At 38.2% G+C, this 18,971-nt stretch carries 17 protein-coding genes and 2 pseudogenes; 12 read left to right on the top strand and 7 right to left on the bottom strand.

The genetic code is table 11. The features are described 5' to 3' along the window. Positions 1-484: 484 nt before the first annotated feature. Positions 485-889: a PBECR3 domain-containing polyvalent protein gene (locus AWH49_RS10460; RefSeq protein ID WP_063965649.1), complete on the top strand. Its 405-nt coding sequence runs from the start codon at positions 485-487 to the stop codon at positions 887-889. A gap of 70 nt (positions 890-959) precedes the next feature. Here AWH49_RS10460 and AWH49_RS10455 read toward each other — a convergent pair. Next, positions 960-1,612 (bottom strand): annotated as a pseudogene (locus tag AWH49_RS10455) (IS6 family transposase). A 123-nt stretch (positions 1,613-1,735) separates the two neighbouring features. Beyond that, positions 1,736-3,016 (bottom strand): APC family permease, encoded by a 1,281-nt coding sequence (locus AWH49_RS10450; protein ID WP_063965648.1) that lies wholly within the window; start codon positions 3,014-3,016, stop codon positions 1,736-1,738. 131 nt (positions 3,017-3,147) lie between these two features. Between AWH49_RS10450 and AWH49_RS20730 the strand changes: the two genes are divergently transcribed. The 3 genes from AWH49_RS20730 to helD all read left to right on the top strand — a co-directional run bounded on the left by AWH49_RS20730 (position 3,148) and on the right by helD (position 6,976). Continuing rightward, positions 3,148-3,342 (top strand): LysR family transcriptional regulator, encoded by a 195-nt coding sequence (locus AWH49_RS20730; protein ID WP_082862778.1) that lies wholly within the window; start codon positions 3,148-3,150, stop codon positions 3,340-3,342. Between the two features lie 53 nt (positions 3,343-3,395). Then, entirely contained in the window at positions 3,396-4,043 is a 648-nt protein-coding gene (locus AWH49_RS10445; protein ID WP_244886803.1) for a LysR family transcriptional regulator substrate-binding protein, read from the top strand. Positions 4,044-4,666: 623 nt separating this feature from the next. Then, on the top strand, positions 4,667-6,976 hold the full coding sequence (gene helD / locus AWH49_RS10440) for an RNA polymerase recycling motor HelD (protein ID WP_063965647.1): 2,310 nt from the start codon (positions 4,667-4,669) through the stop codon (positions 6,974-6,976). A 170-nt stretch (positions 6,977-7,146) separates the two neighbouring features. Here the strand turns inward: helD and AWH49_RS10435 are convergent, their stop codons facing one another. Then, positions 7,147-7,812, bottom strand: coding sequence for a helix-turn-helix transcriptional regulator (locus AWH49_RS10435; RefSeq protein WP_063965646.1), 666 nt, complete (start codon positions 7,810-7,812; stop codon positions 7,147-7,149). Positions 7,813-7,988: 176 nt separating this feature from the next. On the opposite strand from AWH49_RS10435, the gene AWH49_RS10430 reads away from it, so the two are divergent. The 8 genes and pseudogenes from AWH49_RS10430 to blaOXA all read left to right on the top strand — a co-directional run bounded on the left by AWH49_RS10430 (position 7,989) and on the right by blaOXA (position 15,247). After that, positions 7,989-9,365 (top strand): MFS transporter, encoded by a 1,377-nt coding sequence (locus AWH49_RS10430; protein WP_211268392.1) that lies wholly within the window; start codon positions 7,989-7,991, stop codon positions 9,363-9,365. Positions 9,366-9,543: 178 nt separating this feature from the next. Then, positions 9,544-9,693, top strand: a pseudogene (locus tag AWH49_RS20365) (AAA family ATPase); the annotation flags it as partial. 145 nt (positions 9,694-9,838) lie between these two features. Further along, positions 9,839-10,471, top strand: coding sequence for a LysE family translocator (locus AWH49_RS10425; protein WP_034290602.1), 633 nt, complete (start codon positions 9,839-9,841; stop codon positions 10,469-10,471). Positions 10,472-11,007: 536 nt separating this feature from the next. After that, positions 11,008-11,886: an alpha/beta fold hydrolase gene (locus tag AWH49_RS10420; RefSeq protein ID WP_063965645.1), complete on the top strand. Its 879-nt coding sequence runs from the start codon at positions 11,008-11,010 to the stop codon at positions 11,884-11,886. A gap of 337 nt (positions 11,887-12,223) precedes the next feature. Continuing rightward, on the top strand, positions 12,224-12,685 hold the full coding sequence (locus tag AWH49_RS10415) for a hypothetical protein (protein ID WP_063965644.1): 462 nt from the start codon (positions 12,224-12,226) through the stop codon (positions 12,683-12,685). Between the two features lie 100 nt (positions 12,686-12,785). Then, positions 12,786-13,163: a hypothetical protein gene (locus AWH49_RS10410; protein ID WP_063965643.1), complete on the top strand. Its 378-nt coding sequence runs from the start codon at positions 12,786-12,788 to the stop codon at positions 13,161-13,163. Between the two features lie 217 nt (positions 13,164-13,380). Further along, positions 13,381-13,827, top strand: a complete 447-nt coding sequence (locus AWH49_RS10405) for a hypothetical protein (protein ID WP_063965642.1) — start codon at positions 13,381-13,383, stop codon at positions 13,825-13,827. A 616-nt stretch (positions 13,828-14,443) separates the two neighbouring features. Further along, positions 14,444-15,247, top strand: a complete 804-nt coding sequence (gene blaOXA / locus AWH49_RS10400; protein WP_063965641.1) for a class D beta-lactamase — start codon at positions 14,444-14,446, stop codon at positions 15,245-15,247. Positions 15,248-15,662: 415 nt separating this feature from the next. Here the strand turns inward: blaOXA and AWH49_RS10395 are convergent, their stop codons facing one another. The 4 genes from AWH49_RS10395 to AWH49_RS10375 form a co-directional block, all read right to left on the bottom strand. Continuing rightward, positions 15,663-15,944: a hypothetical protein gene (locus AWH49_RS10395; RefSeq protein WP_018393056.1), complete on the bottom strand. Its 282-nt coding sequence runs from the start codon at positions 15,942-15,944 to the stop codon at positions 15,663-15,665. Between the two features lie 10 nt (positions 15,945-15,954). Further along, complete coding sequence (locus tag AWH49_RS10390; RefSeq protein WP_018393055.1) at positions 15,955-16,344, bottom strand: SHOCT-like domain-containing protein; 390 nt, start codon at positions 16,342-16,344, stop codon at positions 15,955-15,957. 15 nt (positions 16,345-16,359) lie between these two features. Next, positions 16,360-16,725 (bottom strand): DUF2089 domain-containing protein, encoded by a 366-nt coding sequence (locus AWH49_RS10385; protein ID WP_063965640.1) that lies wholly within the window; start codon positions 16,723-16,725, stop codon positions 16,360-16,362. 646 nt (positions 16,726-17,371) lie between these two features. Further along, positions 17,372-18,841, bottom strand: coding sequence for an IS1182 family transposase (locus tag AWH49_RS10375; protein ID WP_425305705.1), 1,470 nt, complete (start codon positions 18,839-18,841; stop codon positions 17,372-17,374). Positions 18,842-18,971 lie beyond the last annotated feature (130 nt).

Genomic DNA, 18,971 nt, shown 5'->3' with positions numbered 1-18,971 from the left:
TACGAGTGTTTAGAGTGCAGACATTATTATGTACGGCGGGATAAAAAGGATCGTATTGACGAGAAAGTCTCACGTAATAACAGTTTAATTTCGAAATAAAAATGTGAATAGGTACTGATATTCAAAGATAATCAACAAAAAATGAAGAACTCTTACTCATAAGATTTGATTAATATAAAACTCAATCATAATAGCTTAAATTTAATTAGGGAATAAGTGGAAAACAAAGAAGTGAATGTTGCTTTGAAAAATTGATAAGCCTATCGTATTTAAAAATCCATGTAGTTTTAATGACTCAATTATAACCAGAATCACTTTACCTTCACCCTATCGCATCCAATGTAGGACAACCGTATTTGATCTTTTTAATTTAACCAAAGAACTAACTGAGACTGAAAAATGGAAAATAAATGACCACGAATAATTGGCTTACGAAAACGAGGCTACTAATCATGAATAAAAGATGATAAAGGGGGAAGAAAATATGAGACGACAAGAAAAAATTGGTTTAATTAATGAAATTGTAATCAACATATTAAATTTGCCTATACAACGAAATACTCCTATTTTTTCAGGAGAAACCAACCTTATAAATATAAGGAAGGACCACTCAGAAGATTTTGAGAAATACGGAGATTATCTAAGAGAGATAATCTTTTCACCCGATTACATTTCCCAACATTCACCTAAAAGATCTATTGAGTATATTAAGCTGTTTTATGATGGAGAAAAGGAAGAACACGTTCTCGTAGCCGTCCGCAACAGCAAAAGTGGCGTTTTTTATGTCCGTTCTTTATATGTTATGGATGAGGCTACTGTGCTAAAGTACCAAAAAAATGGATCTTTTAAGGAGTATAAATATAAAAAAAAGACCTTAACCTATTTTTAATTAGTTCAGTTGGTTCTGGTGCGAAAATAATTTGATAAAAATAGAACCTACATTACCTACTAACTTGCCGTTATGATGCTATTCCGAACAACTGATGTATGAATTCAACTTCATTTTGGGCAGACTTCACCCCTTGGTGAACCTGCCTTTTTTTTATCATATGCATCGCTTCAATGCCATTCAATATATAAGTGGCTGTTTCATACGACTTGAATCCCAACATAGAGCGCACATGTTTTTTAATGAAACGGTGATCTTGTTCTACTATATTATTGAGATATCTTACTTGCCTTATTTGTATGCCTTCAGGCATACGTTTCTCTTTTTTTAACTCTTGAATCGCTACAGGATAGGTTGGATTTTGTTTACTGTTATGACACGGGGTTTAGAAACATGAAAAGACCGCAAAGCTTTCTTGAAGAAGCATTTTGCAGCCTGTTTGTCTCTGGCTTTACCGAGATAAAAATCAATCGTGTTTCCTTTGGAGTCCACTGCACGATACAGGTACATCCATTGCCCTTTTACTTTGATATACGTTTCGTCGACTCTCCAAGAGTTATTTGTTGGTCTGAGATGATGCCGGACTATATTGATGAACCCAACGCATAATGGTTGTGTAGGCCATTGATAAGCCGCGTTCCTCGATCATCTCCACTATGTTACGGTTAACAAAATAATGTCCGGTTGATAATGTTTCCACTTGAATAAATGGTGCTTTCCCATACTGATCACGTCCTTTTTAGAGTAGTTTAGTATCAGTATGTTCATGAGTTAGAGATTACTTGCAATTTCCTTGAATTTTTTGCACCTGAACCATCCATTTTAAGGATTAGGATCAAATTTTGATCAATCTTTTTTACAAAGCGACAATTCAACCTGCCTCAACATATCTTTCCGCTTATTCTCGATTCTCTGTAACCAAACAAAATAAATCGAAACCCCTGTAATCCCTGCCAAAATAAAAGAAGAAGAAAATAATAAGATACAGAGAAAACATATGGAAAGCAACAATGCCCCCGCTTTTAAAAGCGGTGAAGCAAACAAGCGCAGGCATGCCAATACGCCAAGCAGCGCATTACATAAGAAGAAAGCGTTGGCGATGGCGACAAGCTGTTGGATGCTTATGATGTGCATCGTGTAGAGAACAAACATGCCGGAATGGATGCCAAACATAAGAAGAAGTGCTTGGGATGGAACGTTGTTTTCATTTTTAAAGGAAAGCCGTGACGGTAACACGCCGTTTCCTGCTTGGTCACGGATAAGTCTTGTGACAGCACCGATGACCAGTAATACAGTACTGAGGCATAGGGCGATAGTGATGGTGGAAATGAGCGGGGTTGCCCAGCTTCCGAATAAACCTGCTAGTAAGGGCGCTAAGGATTGATCATCTGTGCCACTGTTACCTGCGTGTGTCCATTGAAATGCGAGTGCGACGGTCAAGCTGACTATGGCGATGATCGTAAAACTTAGGGCTACAGCCTTTGGAATGGTGCGTTCTGGAGACTTTACCTCTAATGAATAACTCCCAATTACTTCCCAGCCGATCAATGCCCAAAACAAGAGAAGCAGACTTTGACCAAAGTCATATACGGTAATCGGTTCTGTCAGACTGATACCTCCGTCCGTCGTGAACAAGGTATGTAGGCTCCCAATAAGCAAGGTGCCAACAATGAAGCTAGACATAAAGAACGCAACTTTTCCTACCGATGTGATGTTACGCGTCAATATAACGTACACAATGCACAGCAAACCGAATGTGAGCGATTCCTCTTGCACAAATGTTTGAGCGGTCAGAAGTTGTAGGTAATGACCGGCCGTTCCGATGACAGCGACAGGACCAAAGCAGACGGCGAGAATGAAGAAGATGGCCGATAGATTTTTGATGTGCGATCCGAATGCTCGCTCTACCGCGAGTGCAACGCCCGAATCACCTGGAATGATAAGGCTTAATTTGCCAAACTGATAAGCAAATAACATGCTCAAACATAGCATGAACACCCAAGCAAAGATAGCATAGTTTCCGGCCGTTTCGTATACGGCCGGTGGGAGAATGATAATGCCCGATCCAAGGACGGGACCAATTATCAAGCCGCTCAGTAGGACGAATCCAATTTTTTTGTTTTGCATAGTATCACCTCAAAAGTTCTTGAAACGAATAGTAATCTCGTATACTTTGATTATATGTAGAACTTTCCCATCGGTAAAATGAATATTCATGATGATAATCATCGGAAATAATGATGAAGGGAAGATGAGCAATGGAAATACGGCACTTGATTACATTCAAAGCGATTGTCGATATGGGAGGATTTACGCGCGCTGCCACGTATTTAGGATATGCCCAATCAACAGTTACAGCTCATATCCAGGCACTCGAACAGGAAATGGGTGCCCCTTTGTTTGATCGGATTGGCAAGAAGGTTCAACTTACAGAAGTAGGTTCACAATTTTGACGCACGCTTCGGAAATGATCCAGCTTTATACGAAAGCAAAAGATGTTTTTCATATGGAAAAAGAAATGACAGGAACGTTGCGCATCGGGGCGCCGGAGTCCCTTATGATTTATCGTCTACCGCTCATTATCCAAGCATATCGTAAGCGTTACCCTAAAGTGAATCTGATTATGAAATCGGGGTCTTGCTGGGACTTGCAGGAGGAACTTCGCAGAGGGGGACTAGATGTGAGCTTCTATTTACAAGCTCCGCATGAGGATCACGAGCTGCATACGGAAACACTCGTGGAAGAGACCTTGGTTATCATCCTATCTCCAGATGCCGATGATACAAGAACTCTTGCGTTATTTGCTTTGCAGGACAATGAAAATATTTTATTTACGGAACAGGGGAGCAATTGGGATTATTTCGAAGCATTTTTAAGAAGCAAGGGCATCGCAACAGAGGCAGGCATGGAGTTTTGGAGTATTGAGGCTATCAAACAATGTGTTATGTGCGGTCTTGGCATTTCTATTTTGCCTCTTGTGACAGTACAAAACGACCTTGAACAGAACAGGATTCAGTCCATCCCTTGGGATTCCGGTTTGGGCAGCGTTTCAACGATTATGTCCCATCATAAGGATAAGTGGCTGTCTCATGCAGCGCGGGAATTTATGAGTATGGTGAGGGAGCATGCAGTAGGATGGAGGACGCAAGAATAGGGAGTATCTTCAATATTCATCACCTGCTTAAAGTTGTCTACCAACCTACATTAGCACCAAAAGCGGTTTTAGTTATTAAAAATGGAACTTTATTTTTTGGAATGAGTTTTGGTTCTATTAATTAACCAAAATAGGCTGTTTCCTGATAAAACGATTATTAGTACCGTAAACGTCCGTTTATGGTACCACTTTTATTGAACTAAGCGCAGGATGGTGAAGAGAACTTTTTTGTTCCGCAATAGGGCCATTTAATGGAATAACGAAAAAAAGCCCAATTTCTTAATATTAATGCTAAGAAATTGGGCTTTTTAATATTGGAATTTCCTTAACGTTGTAAACGCGGTTTCCTGACGCTACAACTAAATGATCGTATATTTGGATATCATTTTTTGTGAGTCATTTGTCTTGTGAAATTAGGGTTTTTCTTCCTTTAAATTTGCAACAATTATGATCCATCATAGCGTTGGTCGTGTAAATACATTGATAAAATTGAGAAACTGTGGTAAATTTATATAGATACACCATTAATGGATTTTTTGTATAAAATATCCCTATTTTAATTATAGGTCATAAAATCCTTTTCAGTCAACCCCTATTTTTATTTTTTTAAAGGAGTGTTTGATATGAACATGGAACTTCGCCAGGAGCAAGAACGAGTGGACAGCGTAATGGAGAAAATTACAGAACAAATCAATAGATTGGAGGACGAAACTTCCAGGCGTCGGATGGAAGTTGTGAATATCCGCAAACACTTTTGGGATGAAGTAAAGGTTAATATTGATACCTTCGACGATTATCTTGAGACCATCATCGGCTTGAGACAAGAGGCTCAAGCTCTGTCCGTAAGTCAAAGCACCGATAGATATGCATCCAAGAGATTATCTGCCCTGCGGCGTATGCAAGAGGCGCCCTATTTTGGTCGAATCGATTTCATTGAAGAAGGAACTTCAAATGTGGAACGAATCTATATCGGCATCTCTACGCTCACGGATACAAGCGGAGAAAATTTCCTTATTTACGACTGGAGGGCTCCGGTCTCGAGTGTCTACTACGACTACCAGCCTGGTCCCGCCAAGTACGCTACACCTGGAGGCGTCATCCATGGCATACTGGAGAAAAAGTGGCAATATCTCATCCGCGGCGGCATTATCCAATCTATGTTCGATACCAGTCTCACCATTGGTGACGAGATTTTACAGCAGGTGCTTGGCAAAGGTACAGACAAACATATGCACAATATAGTGGCCACCATTCAACAGGAGCAAAACCGGATCATCCGGCACGATCGCGAGCGGATACTCATTGTACACGGCGCTGCTGGCAGCGGCAAGACATCGGCTGCCCTGCAGCGGATTGCTTATTTGCTTTATAAATATCGAGATACGCTGAATGCCGATCAAATCATTCTTTTTTCGCCAAATTCGTTGTTTAATAGTTACGTTTCCAATGTGTTGCCAGAACTCGGCGAAGAGAATATGCAGCAGGTCACATTTCAGGAATACTTGGACCGTCGGCTGAAAAGTGAGTTTCAAGTTGAGAATCCTTACGATCAATTGGAATATGTTTTGACTGCAGTGGATAACCGATTATACGGAACAAGGATTGCGAGCATCCGATTCAAGGCTACCGCCCGTTTCTTTAAGGCGATCAAATCATACAGGGATTCGCTGGAATTATCTGGAATGGTATTCAAAGGGATTATCTTCAGAGGAAAGCCAATCGTTACTGCTAAACAAATCACGGAAAAGTTTTATAGCAGCGACACTTCACTTCGCTTTCATAGCAGACTTGAAAAATTGAAGGATTGGCTAATTAAGCAAATAGATGAAGCCGAGAAGCTCGAACGGACTAAGCCATGGGTACAGGAGGAAATCGAACTGCTTAGCAATGAGGATTACCATAAGGCATATACCTACTTAGCGGAAAAACGCGGCTTTAAAGGTGAGTCGATTCATGATTATGAAATCGAGCCTGAAGCGTTAGCTCGCTTGATTGTTCGCCAGAAGTTAAAGCCGTTGCGAAAACGGATCAAGGCGTTTCGTTTCGTCAACATTAAGGGAATATACAAGCAGCTTTTTACCGATCCCATCCAGATCAAACAGTGGATGGACCGGGAAGCACCCGAGGAGTGGCCGGATATTTGCCTCTCGACTGTGAAAATGCTGGACGAAGGAAAACTATTTTACGAAGATGCTACTCCGTTTTTACTTATGAAAGAGCTGATTCAAGGCTTTCAGACGAACAGCTCGATCAAACATGTACTTGTAGACGAGGCGCAAGATTATTCTCTGTTTCAATTCGAGTTTTTGAAACGTTTGTTTCCTTCGGCAAGAATGACCGTGCTCGGTGACTTTAATCAGGCAATATTCGCCCATGCCAGCAAAATGGTCGATTTCCACACGCTTACCGGCTTATACGGACCGGATGAAACAGTTGCGATCAACTTGATCCGCAGCTACAGATCCACAAAACCGATTGTCGAATTTACACGCGGACTCGTACCCGACGGCGAACGGATTACCGCTTTTGAACGCGATGGCGAGAGGCCTGTGCTGACACAATTGTCCAATCGCGCCAAACTGCACCGCTGCATTGCTTCCAAAGTCGCAGACTTGCGGAAGCGGCGGTATAATACGATCGCGATTATATGCAAATCCGCTGCGGAGAGCACCGCCGCATACGAGGGCCTGAGCAGCGTCGAAGAAATTAAGCTCGTGAAGAGCGGCTCGATTGAATACGAGCAAGGCGTTGTCGTCATACCGGCGTATTTGGCCAAAGGTATCGAATTCGACGCGGTTATTATTTATGACGCATCAGCGGAAGTATACGGAGATGAGAGCCTGCGTAGATTGTTTTACACTGCCTGTACCCGGGCTATGCATCACTTGCAGCTTTACAGCATAGGCGAACCGAGCTCCTTTTTGCGCAACTAAATTTAATTTAAATCAAAAAACACCTAGATTTCAGTGAATCTAGGTGTTTCAGTCAGTAGACAAAGTCTTCGGTTTGAAGGCGATGTTTATTGACGGTAGATGATATAAAATAAGGACATGCTTGACCCCAGGGAATGTCCTTGTTCAGCATGTCTATTCTTTTGCACATTTCACTTTATACGTTTAATCGAATAAACACAGCGGTTGCCACTGGTTAACATATGTGCTGTTCTCTTAACTTCAACATCTTCACCCAAGACCTGCTGAAACATTTCCAGCTCCTTATTGCAAAAACCCGAGCATACCTTCGCAGCCTCGCATATCGGACAGTGTTTCTCTACTAAACAAAAGGATCCATCCTTATTTTCGGTAATTTCCGCCATATATCCCTCGGATGTCCGAGATTCTGCAAGAGCCTTTAATTTTTCGTTTAACGGAAGGTTGGACGGTGCTTTATTCTTGTATTGAATCACCTGTTTCTGATTGCGAATCTCTAGCAGCTTTTCCAATCCATCTTCATCAAAGGCTTCCTTCATGGACTCAATTAAACTGACTATAAGGTCAGCATGTCCATCTGGAAACAATCGATTGGCTTCAGACGTCAGTCTCCACATTTTGGCGGGACGGCCCATAGACCTTGGTTCTTCCTCAAATGTGACCAATTGTTGCGCTTGTAGATTATATAGATGCTGCCGCACTGCCATTCCAGATACACCAAGCTGTTTCGCCAATTGAAGGGCATCCAGAGGACCTTCCTGTTTCAATAACTTTATAATGGTCCGCCTAGTTCTTGTAGCAATACCTTCTTTACTGGCATTTGTATCCTTCTTTTTCATTCAACGACACCTTCTTCTTTAGTACAAATGGGAGAGAATACTTAATTACATTGTAAAGAAAAATATTGACTAAGTCAAAATAAAACCGTATGTTATACTTTGTAAAGAAAAATGTTTACAAAGTATCCGGATACGACGTATACATAAACTGGAACATAATATGGAGGTTAAATATCATGTCTACAACTCAAAGTATTTTTGGACCGCGTTACCTTGCTTTGTCTATTGGAATCATTTTAGCTGTAATGGCTGTCGGATTTGAAGGATTAGCTGTAACCACGATCGCTCCGGCCATAGCCAACGATTTACAAGGAATTACACTCTACGGTTGGATTTTCAGCGCTTATTTGCTAGCCCAAATTATCGGAACGTTAGTAGTAGGGCGTCAAATAGACAGGAAAGGACCTGCGTGGCCTTTTACCATCGCTATTATATTGTTTGCAATTGGTTTAATTGCTGCTGCTCTTGCTACTAATATGATTGTTTTGATAACCTCCCGAGCATTACAAGGATTCGGCGCAGGTGCAATGATGACTTGCGTATACACAGCCATATCCTTAAGCTACCCTGATGAGCTTCGAACTAAAATATTAGGCGCTTTCGGCACAGCCTATGTACTGCCTTCCATGATCGGACCTTATGTTGCTGGCGTTATTGCACAGCAGTTTTCTTGGCGGTTCGTATTTTGGGGTGTCTTACCATTTTTGCTTCTGGCAGCTCTTCTCAGCTTACCCGTATTCCGTAAATTAAAAATTCCGAACGTCCATAAGAAGAGTGAAACAGGAGCCACTTGGCTATCCATACTCTTGGCTATCGGTACCGGACTTTTCTTGAGTGGCCTTGGTATGCTCCCAGAAGCAATAGGAATCGTTTTATTGCTTGTCGGTTTGGTTCTTATGGTCCAGCCACTTCGCAAGTTGCTGCCTGCGGGTACGCTGATGCTTCGTTTAGGTTTGCCTTCTCTCATCGCTTCGCGCGGGTTATTTTTCGCTGCTTATGTTAGTACACAAAACTTTTTGGTGCTTGCATTGACGGAGACTAAAGGACTAACGGCGGATATAGCAGGGCTAATTGTGGCAAGTGCTGCACTTAGCTGGTGCGTTGTGTCCTACATGCAATCACATTGGGATACTGCGGATCAAGGGCGAGGCCGAAATAAAAGGATCAGAATTGGCGTGTTATTTATGATAGTTGGAATTGGGCTTGTCGTTTGGGTCCCTGCAACTAATATTGTATTGGCGGTTGTTGGTCAAATGATAACAGGAATCGGAATAGGATTGGCTCATCCAACTAGTGGTGCTGTTGCTTTTGCTAATGCGAAAGAAGGAGAGTCTGGCGAAATCTCTGCAAACCTCCAATTCGCAGATTCCTTTACACCCGGTATTGTTATCGGAATCGGCGGTGCAATTATTTCCGTTAGTCATGCAACGGGAATGATCATGGAAATTGGATTATCTGGTGCTATGGCAATTAATCTTGTTTTGATTCTCATTAGCTTGTTTGCGAGCACACGGTTGAAGATAGGCAAATCGGTAGGAAATTCGATTGTATAAATAGAAAGTAAAACTAATTTTAAACTGATATAGTAGACACCGTTAATCAACCCAAAAAAGGCAAGCTGGAGTGCAGTCGTACATGTTTTCCACTTTGCTTGTTTTGGTTGTACCCTAAATAGACATTGAATGAAAAAGGAGAAACAATGGAGGATAATCCAAAAAAGGAAGTGACAATATCATCAAAATTACTGGTGGCAACTTTAGATTAATTCAACGTTCATTTTTACAAATTGAACGAATTATGCAAATTAATAGACTAGAAAAGATAACAACAGAAGCAATCGAAACGGCACGGGACATTTTAGTCATTGGATCGAACGACTAAGCAAAATGGATAGTCAGTACAAAATCTGATGTAGCTTTAAAAGTTTGATTAAATTAACGATATTAATCTTGATATGAGAGCAAATATAATACAATATAAGAATTACATACTCAGAACTTATCATAATCAGAAAGGTGATAATAAAATGGAAAACTATTATCTGTTTGTCCTTATGTGTATTTTTTTAATTATTTTACCCGGTCCCGATACTGCAATTGCTACAAAAAATACTGTCACCGTTGGAAGAATCGGGGGTCTTAAAACAGCCTTAGGTAATTGTTGTGCCCTTCTTATCCATACTTCTGCTGCTGTATTAGGACTTTCAGCCATCATTGTGAAATCAGCGTTATTATTTTCTGTCTTCAAATACGTTGGTGCTGTTTACTTAATTTATCTGGGTGTCAAGACATTATGGTCTATGAAGAAAAAGGAAGAAGCAGCAAGCGTTGCGATGAACACAAAAAGCCAGTTTGTAAACACATCTTGTTTTAAACAAGGGTTCCTTACAAATATCCTAAATCCCAAAGTTGCTGTCTTTTTCTTAACCTTTTTGCCTCAATTCGTGGACTCTGGAAGCAATACCTTTTTACCGTTTCTTATAATGGGTATTACTTATACGGTATTGACTGCCGTATGGTTTTTACTTTATATCTATTTAATTAATCAGATTAGTGTTTTTATGAAAAAACCTAAAACACAAAATATTATTGAAGGAATCACAGGTACTATACTGATAGGTTTTGGTATAAAACTGGCTCTTGAAAAGACTCATAATTAGATTATTTTTTTATAAGGTAAGACCCTTGATTCCTCTAAATCGAAGGGTCTTATTTTTTGCCGTAATAAATTATCTTTATCAATCTTGTTAAATCTAACTATCCCTTTTGAATGCAATTTAGCGTTTAAAAAGTTGTAGATTTGAAATAAAGTCACGATGTTTCTATAGTCTTTTAATAATAAATTAGTTAAAAATAAAAGACTACATACTATACGCGAAAGAGTATAAAGCAGGGGATTTATGTATAAGGGGTTGATTGGTTTTGAATAAAGTCGAGATGTTTACAAAAAAGTTGCGACGTTTTGCCCCTTTAGATAGAGGTCCAGCCGACAAAATGCGGATATTATAAGCTAAGTGTTCATGAATAATAAAGTTCTTTAAAAAAGAATAAAGTCGTTTCAAAGATAATAAAGTTTTTTAAATCAAAATTAAACGACATTATTATCTCTATATTATTATCTCTATACGGTAAGATGAAATTTAAATTTCTTTATCCATTAATAGTAAAATGATTTAATAAAGATGGAGGTGCTATTATGGGTAACGGAACTATTTATAAAAGTGTAGAGGGACAAGAATATATTGCACAACACTATGAAAATTATATAAATTCATTTAAGTTTGATGTCGAACGGATTTATGTTGACACAAGTTATGGTAAAACTCATGTTATTGTAACAGGTCCACCAGAAGGTAAACCTGTATTTATATTCCAAGGTGGTAACTGTGTAAATCCAATGACATTATCCTGGTTTTCATCATTGATAGACGAGTATAGGATTTATGCACCAGATACAATTGGTCACCCTGGTTATAGTGATGAAAATAGGATTTCAGCGAAGGATAATAGTTTTGCTCAATGGATTGAAGAACTAATGAATAATTTTAATATTGATCGTTGTACATTTATTGGTCCATCCTATGGTGCTGGTATCATTTTAAGATTAGCATCATTTATGCCAAATAAAATTGATTGTTCCATATTAGTATCGCCAGCAGGAATAAAGTTAGGTTCTAAAATTAAAATGATTAAAGATATTTTACTGCCTTTAGTCTTGTTTCATGTTACTTCATCAGAAAAACATCTTAATAAAGTTACAGGCGTTTTGTCAGATAATAGTATGAAGGAAATTGATAAAAAAATTATTGGAGATGTATTTAAATACACCAAACTCGAACAAGAAATGCCGAAATTAACCAAAAAGAATGAATTAATAAATTACAACTCACCTACTTTAATCATAGCAGGGAAAAAAGATATATTTTTTCCAGAAGATAGAATAAATAAAGTTGCTAAAGAAATTATCTCAAATTTAACAGCATTCAAAACCTATGATATGGGACATTTCCCTTCAGAAGAATACTTAATAAAAATAAATAATGATATTAAGGAGTTTCTAAAAGAACATTACTAAAAACATATATCTTATTAAGCTAACGGGCAGCGTTAGTTGTAGAAGGAATATAAAACGATCAAACTTTTTTATAAAAGAATCATTGAATTTAACACAGGAAGAGCATGTTTTGATTAATCTTTTTTCAAACCACGCTTTTTCTGTTTGCTCTTTTATCAACGTTTATAGAGTTAGTTTAATCAAACTTTATTTCAAAGCTATACGAGAAGGCGGGGAATAATGAAATTCCCGTCTTTTTTTAATTCTTTAATATTGTGTATTAATTTTTTTTACCCATTACAATTTATTCTTTTTCAAGTAAACTATTGTAAAATTGTGTAAAGGAGACTATTTTTTCATGAAAAAGTTATTTACTTCATTTGTTTTTTCATTCTTATTATTTGTTCCTATGTTTGTGTCCGCCAAGGAAAAGCCTCAGTGGGAAGTACCACCAGAAATTTATAGCATCTTAAAGGAAAAAGCAGGCTTTACAGTCTATATCCATACCAATAAGCCAGTTGATTTTACGAACTTACGATTGACCTTTAGGGAAGTATATAAGCAAACACCCAATTACATATTAGGCCGCTCGTACTATTCAGAAGATACCTTGTTGATTACAAAAGACGGCTTCTTTGCCGGATTTACATCAAAAGAAAAGGGAGCAGCAATCAATCCCGAAAACGGTTCGAATTTGTGGAGGCTTGTCCAAAACAGTGCATTTGATGATGCTTGGAATAAAGATAATCAATCTGGTTATTTTCACTTCGCCCAAACAAAAGCAACTGATTTAACAAGTACATCGTTTCCGTACTTTTAAAGATGTAAGTAAAAACCACTGGGCACGGGAAAATATTACGTGGGCGTTCCGCACTGGACTTATTCAAGGGTACCCAGACGGCCGTTTCCAGCCTCTGTCTTTGCTAAAAGAAGGCGATTTCATCGTCATTGCCGCCCAATATTTTGGTTTTCAGCCAGGAACTCCTTACGGCCACCGAACGCAGCAGTACTATGATTTCTTTAAACCACACAATTTGCCGCTGAAAGGCTACACAAATGACACAGGTAAAAATGGAACGGTCACGCGTGGACAATTAGCGCAAGTGATAGCCGCTTCGCAGGGAGCTGCTTACGGACCAACAGCAGCCGTTAGCTTTATGTACAAATATAACTTGTCATCCGGCACAACCGGCGTAAAAACGTTTGAAGATTATCATTTCAACGAGCCACTGACCCGTGCGCAAATTTCAGCATTCTTCCAGCGCATGGAAGCAGCCGGTATGACAACGTTAAAATAAGCCGCTAAGTACTTTAGCAGTTTTTTAGGGATGTAAAATTAATTATTCAACTTATACAAGTACATAATTTGGAGTTAGTGTAGCTTTTGAATAAAGTTTGATAATTTATCAAAAAAGTATGTAAGTCTAATTGAATATAAACGATTGTCTCTTATGAAAGTTGTCTGATTTAGTGCTGGCAATCTAAATTCAAAAAAAGATAAAAGGAGATACAAGTATGTATATTTGGAATATAAAAGAGTTGGCAGAGGCACTAAAAGAAAGACGAATTGCCGAAAAGTCGAAAAGAACATATTTGATTGTAGGGATTGCTTTGCTGGCATTGGGAGTGCTATCGTACCCGTTCCTGCTGGAAACCGAAGGGGTCAACACACTGGACACGATAGATACGATGATTAATATAGTGCTCACTCTTATCGGGATATACGCCGTGTACAAGATCAATCAGAGAGGGGACCGCCAAGAATTTTGGCTTCGCTACTTGAGTTTATTTATCCCCTTGACACTTCGGGTTATTCTCATTGTGTTTGTGCTGACGTTCATCGGTTACATGGTACTTCCTCTTAGCGATGAAACAAACTGGTTCGACCTTTTCGTTTCCATCGGGACGGAGCTTTATTTTATAGGGATGATGGTGAAGTATTTTAAAGTAATCAATAGGTGAAAAAATTAGTCGTGCTGATAAATCAACGTCTATAGCCTATCATTTATCAGACTTTTTTATAAATCTGTGGATTTAAAATAAAGTCACGATGTTTATAAAAAGGAGTAATTTTAGTGGAGAATTTGCTTGGAAAAAGTGTTGTATATAGTTTTTTTATTGGAATGGGGATTGCTTCTATATAATAGGATAAAATAATTTAATCTATATTCTTGAACAAACGGGTGCAATAGTTTAGCAAGCTAAATTAAAAAAGTCGATTCTCTTACAGGAAATCGGCTTTTTTAATGGATAGATGTTGGTTTGAAATAAAGTTTAACTGTTTATAAAAAAAATGATCTACATTTCGGTTTTTCTTATTGAACTAAAGGGGCAGTTTAGTTCAATAAGTGCATAGTATGGTCGGACTTGTTCACGAACAATAAAGTTGTTTGAAATATAATAAAGGCATTTAAAAAACAATATAGTTCTTTAAAAATGGGGGCCGACACCAAACCCCATCTATTAATACAAGATTTTGGTGTCGGCTCTTCTTCCACTATTGGTTGGCAAAATATAGTATAATATATAATAGGCGAATTATTAAGAATAATCCGATAATTAAAAAGGAGATGCAAAAATGAAAGTGATTAGGGCTACTGTCATTTTATTATTTTCAGTTATGCTGGGTTTCATAGGAACTATAACGGTGACTAAAGCACAGCAGGAGCAAACAAATGAACTAAAAATTGAAAAGCTATTTAACGGAAAAGAGGGCACTATGGTGCTTAAAAATCTAAAAAAAGATAAAGTTTATATGTATAACAAGGAAAGAAGCTCAAAAAGGTTCACTCCTGAATCTACCTTCAAAGTACCGAATGCCTTAATTGGGTTGCAAACATCAGCTGTATGGGATGAGTATGAAGTCAAGCGATGGGATGGGGTAGTAAGAGAGTTCGAAAGCTGGAACCGTGATCACTCATTGGCTTCTGCTATGAGGGAATCTGCTATTTGGTTTTATCAGGATATGGCAAGAGACATTGGGGAAACAAGGATGCAAGAGAAGATTAGAATGCTGAGATATGGAAATCAGGACATAACAGGCGGAATCGATTCTTTTTGGCTGGACAGCAGCCTTAAAATTTCAGCGCTTGAGCAAATAAATTTTATTGAGAGATTAGTCGAGGAAGAACTTCCATTTGAAGAAAAATATCAAATAACGGTTAAACGGATGATGATACAGGATGAACAGGATGACTACACACTTCATGGAAAGACAGGGACAAGGCTATCCGATTTTGGGCTGGGATGGTACGTTGGCTTTATTGAAACCAAAAAGGATACCTGGGTTTTTGCAGTGAATATAAACGGTTCTGGAACTGAAGCAAAAAATGTAACACTCGAAACATTAAAGCAGATGGACGTTATAGAGAAAGGGAAATAGACCTCGTGTCCTTCTACCATATATTTATTTATTACGCTAACGGGGGCATTAGTTCAACAAGAATTAAACAACTTTATTATTCATTTTTGAAGGTAGGTATAATTAGATTGATTTAAAATTAAACAACCTTTAAAGCCTTGCTATAGATGAAGTGTAGTAAGGCTCTTATTTTTCATAATCAAAATTAAACAATATTATTGTCTTTATACAACTTTGTTGTATCCCCAATATGTGGATTTATTGAATAAACAACTATATTTTTAACCCCGTCCTAAATTTAGAACGGGGTTATGCTTGTTTGAGCTTTTAAAATTAAATAACTTTATTGTCTTTTTATAATTTTCTCGGTATTGTAGCGAGAAATTAGGCTTTTTCTTCAATATGTCAGTCAGTGGTCGGTGTATTCTATAATAAATTATAGTCTAACCTTAACCTCAGTACCGTCCTTAGCTTTGACATCTACTAGCACGATCCCCTTATAATTTTTCAGTTCCTTGACGATAGGCTTTAGCGTTTTTTTGTCTATTAGTGGAAAGGTAAAGTCCAGTTTTTTTCTTTCGAAGTGCTCTTTTGTCCATTTGTTTGCATTTTGCTGAAAAAATTTTGAAGACAAAATTGAAATAACAATGTTTAAAATAGCATATGGAATTGGGATGGTAAACCGAACGTCTTTTGCTTTCACTTTTACATGCATCATAAGCAAATCACTAATCAATGATGACCGAAACGGTATCTCCGTTTGCCGATTTAATATCAACAATTTGGCCATCTAATTCGTTTTCGATTGCTTCAATAATAAGGCTTATGTCTATATCTTTAACGTATTTTTCCGATTGAGGAATACTCGCTGCGATGCTGTGTCCAGCCATTAATACTACCTTGACAAGTTTTATAGGCAAATTGACCGTGACGTTATCATTTTCGGCTGATACAACACGAATTTTTAATGTTTTATCTAAATATTTAGTCGGTTTTTCAAAAAGCTTATTACCTGTTTCTTCTTTCTCTTTTAATACTTGAATCAGTTCTGATCCCTTATCTGCATCAATCTTCCCTTCTTGAACCATTGTTAACACTCTTGTAATTTCCTCTTTCATATGATAAATTCCTCCCTATTCCTCTTTTAAGAGCTTAATGGCTTCTTCTGGTGTGATTTCGCCATTTTCCAACATGGTGACAACTTTTTTCTCGTCTACTTCATTTTTCTTCTTCTGCACATATCCAAGGGATGAAATGATGTCTGTTAGCTTGCCTCGAACCGTTGGATACGAAATCCGCAGTTCCTTTTCAACTTCTTTGATATTCCCTCTGCATGTTAAAAATACTTCCACAAAATGAAGCTGATCCTGTGATAAGGATGCCAGCTTAGATAATTCAAACTCATTTTCAATCGTAGTGTGACAATGAGAGCACTGCAACTTTGTAATTTTCAATGTTTTACTGCAGACAGGACAATTTGTGATTACTTTATAAGCCATAATGAAATTCCTTCCTTTTAGTTAATTCGATTATATAACAAGGAATTAAAAATATAAATAATAAAATTTAAATTTTTTAATCATAAAAATCAATAATGTTAATTTATTATTTAATATTATTAATTATCTGTTTTCATTATTCATTCAAGTATTATATTTACCATAATGGTTGAAATTGTAGACATTCCTCTTGGTGAAAATACCCAGTTACATAATGAGCACGATTACTTAGACTTTGAGATGCTGATTAATAATCCATGGATATTTGATATTAATATTCCAACTGATGATGATTCAGCAGTCGTTAGCATTGATGTATTATTTAATGATTTAGAACTTGAAAATTATTAAGCTTACGGGTTGATTAATCTCCGATTATGCAGTGATTTGAGGACTTAGTCTATATTTTAGTTATTCCAGAATAGGGCGCTATTGTTGAATAAAACTTAGATTTTTAAACGACTTTATTGTTATATTTTTAAGTACAGTGAAGTATCTTATATCGAAAATTAAACAAGCATAACCCCGTCCTAAATTTGAGAGCACTGCAAAAGTAGATGCTTGACTGGAAAGCTTCAAAAAACAGCCCGATCCGCTGGTTTTTGACGGATCGGGCTGTTTTTATTGCCAAGAAAAGCCGCCTTCTTCAGGTGGCGGGCTCTTGGAGTTTGATCATTCTCTTCACATTTACGACGAAGGCTGTCAATCCCAGCTGTATCTGCATACCAAACAGACCACGGTATTTTGCCGTAGTCAGCCCATGAAACCTTTTCATTTCGGCATTTTTATGCTCAATCCGCAAGCGGATTTTTTTGCGCTGGTGATACTCCTCCGTTTCCAGGTACGCCATTTGATCCAGATGTTCTTTTGATTTGATGGAAATGGAATACGTTTTTTGTTTTGTGCCTGTATAGCACCCTTCCTTCATCGGACATTTTTGGCAAAGAGACGTATCAAAATAAAACTTATATCTCTGATTCCTTTGGCTGTTTTTCTTTCCTGTTTTCGCTTTCCGGATACTCCAGTGGCCTGCGGGGCACATGACCTTATCACTTTCTTTGTCGTACTGGAACGGATCTTCTTCTTTCAGTCCGTAAACAACAGGATTTAGTGGAATTGAGGCTTTCATCTCCTGCCCATGGATCAGCTTCAGATTGTCTTTCGAAGAATAGGCGGTATCGGCCAAAATTTCTTCTATTTCCATAAATTCTTTAGAACCTTCAAGCAATCCTTTAAGCTGTTTCCCATCGTCCTCATTTCCAGGAGTAACGGTGATCTTCGTAATAATCTCTTCTTCTGTCATCGCAAAATGATTTTTATATCCCATAAAGTTCTTCGAACGGGACTTCCATCCAAACCGAGCGTCCGGATCAACAGCTGATTTGATGCCTTTCTTTGAAAGAAGACGTTCATCTTCTACAATCTGCTTAGCAATAGTCAGTTTTTCTTTCATAGAACCTTCGGCATCCGGAAGACGATTTTCAATATATTCTCCCAATTCTGCGAGATAAGAAAGGGCAGACAGGGCCTGTTCCTCTTCTGTAAGATTCTCCAGTTTTGGTTTTTTCGGAAGAGAAGCATACAGCTTAGAATATGATTTTTTAACCGAACGTACCAGCCGAATGGCAGCTTTCTGTAACACTTCCAGCGGTGTCTGTTTGGATGCATTCATGTGCGTGTGAGTCGAATCAATGATAATCGCTTTAGAACGAATCAATCTTTTCTCAACACATTGTTTCACAATTGCCTCCATCACTTTCTCGACATTCCCGGCTCCGAGCCGATGGCGTCTGAATCGACTTAACTGCGAAGAATCCGGAAGAGAGTCTTCCGGGTTTAATCCCAGGAACCATTTATAAGCCAGGTTGACCTGTGCTTCGGCGATCATCCGTTCATCGGAAAGATCGTAGAGAGTCTGGAGAAAGAGCAATCGAAGCAGCAGTTCCGGCTCATTCGCTGGGCGTCCATAATAGACACAATAGGATTCCTGCACAATCTCTTGAATGAATGAAAAATCGACAGTTTGATCCACTTTTTTCAACAGATGGTCTTCCGGAATTAACTCGTAGAGTTCTGAATGGAAAGACATCGCTGTTTGTTTTCCGTTTCTTAACATGGTCATCACCTGTATCCCACATGGTTTCGTTAAGAATAGCTTACTAAAAAAGAATCAAAAGAAAAACACCCGAAAGAGAAATCATTCTTTCGGGTGCTCCCTTTAAATGTAAGTGTTTTGCAGTGCTCTC

Origin of the sequence: Domibacillus aminovorans, assembly GCF_001643235.1 — a bacterium.
GTDB lineage: Bacteria > Bacillota > Bacilli > Bacillales > Domibacillaceae > Domibacillus > Domibacillus aminovorans.
The sequence above is the reverse complement of the archived record's forward strand: the minus strand, read 5'-3'. Positions and strand labels throughout refer to the sequence as shown.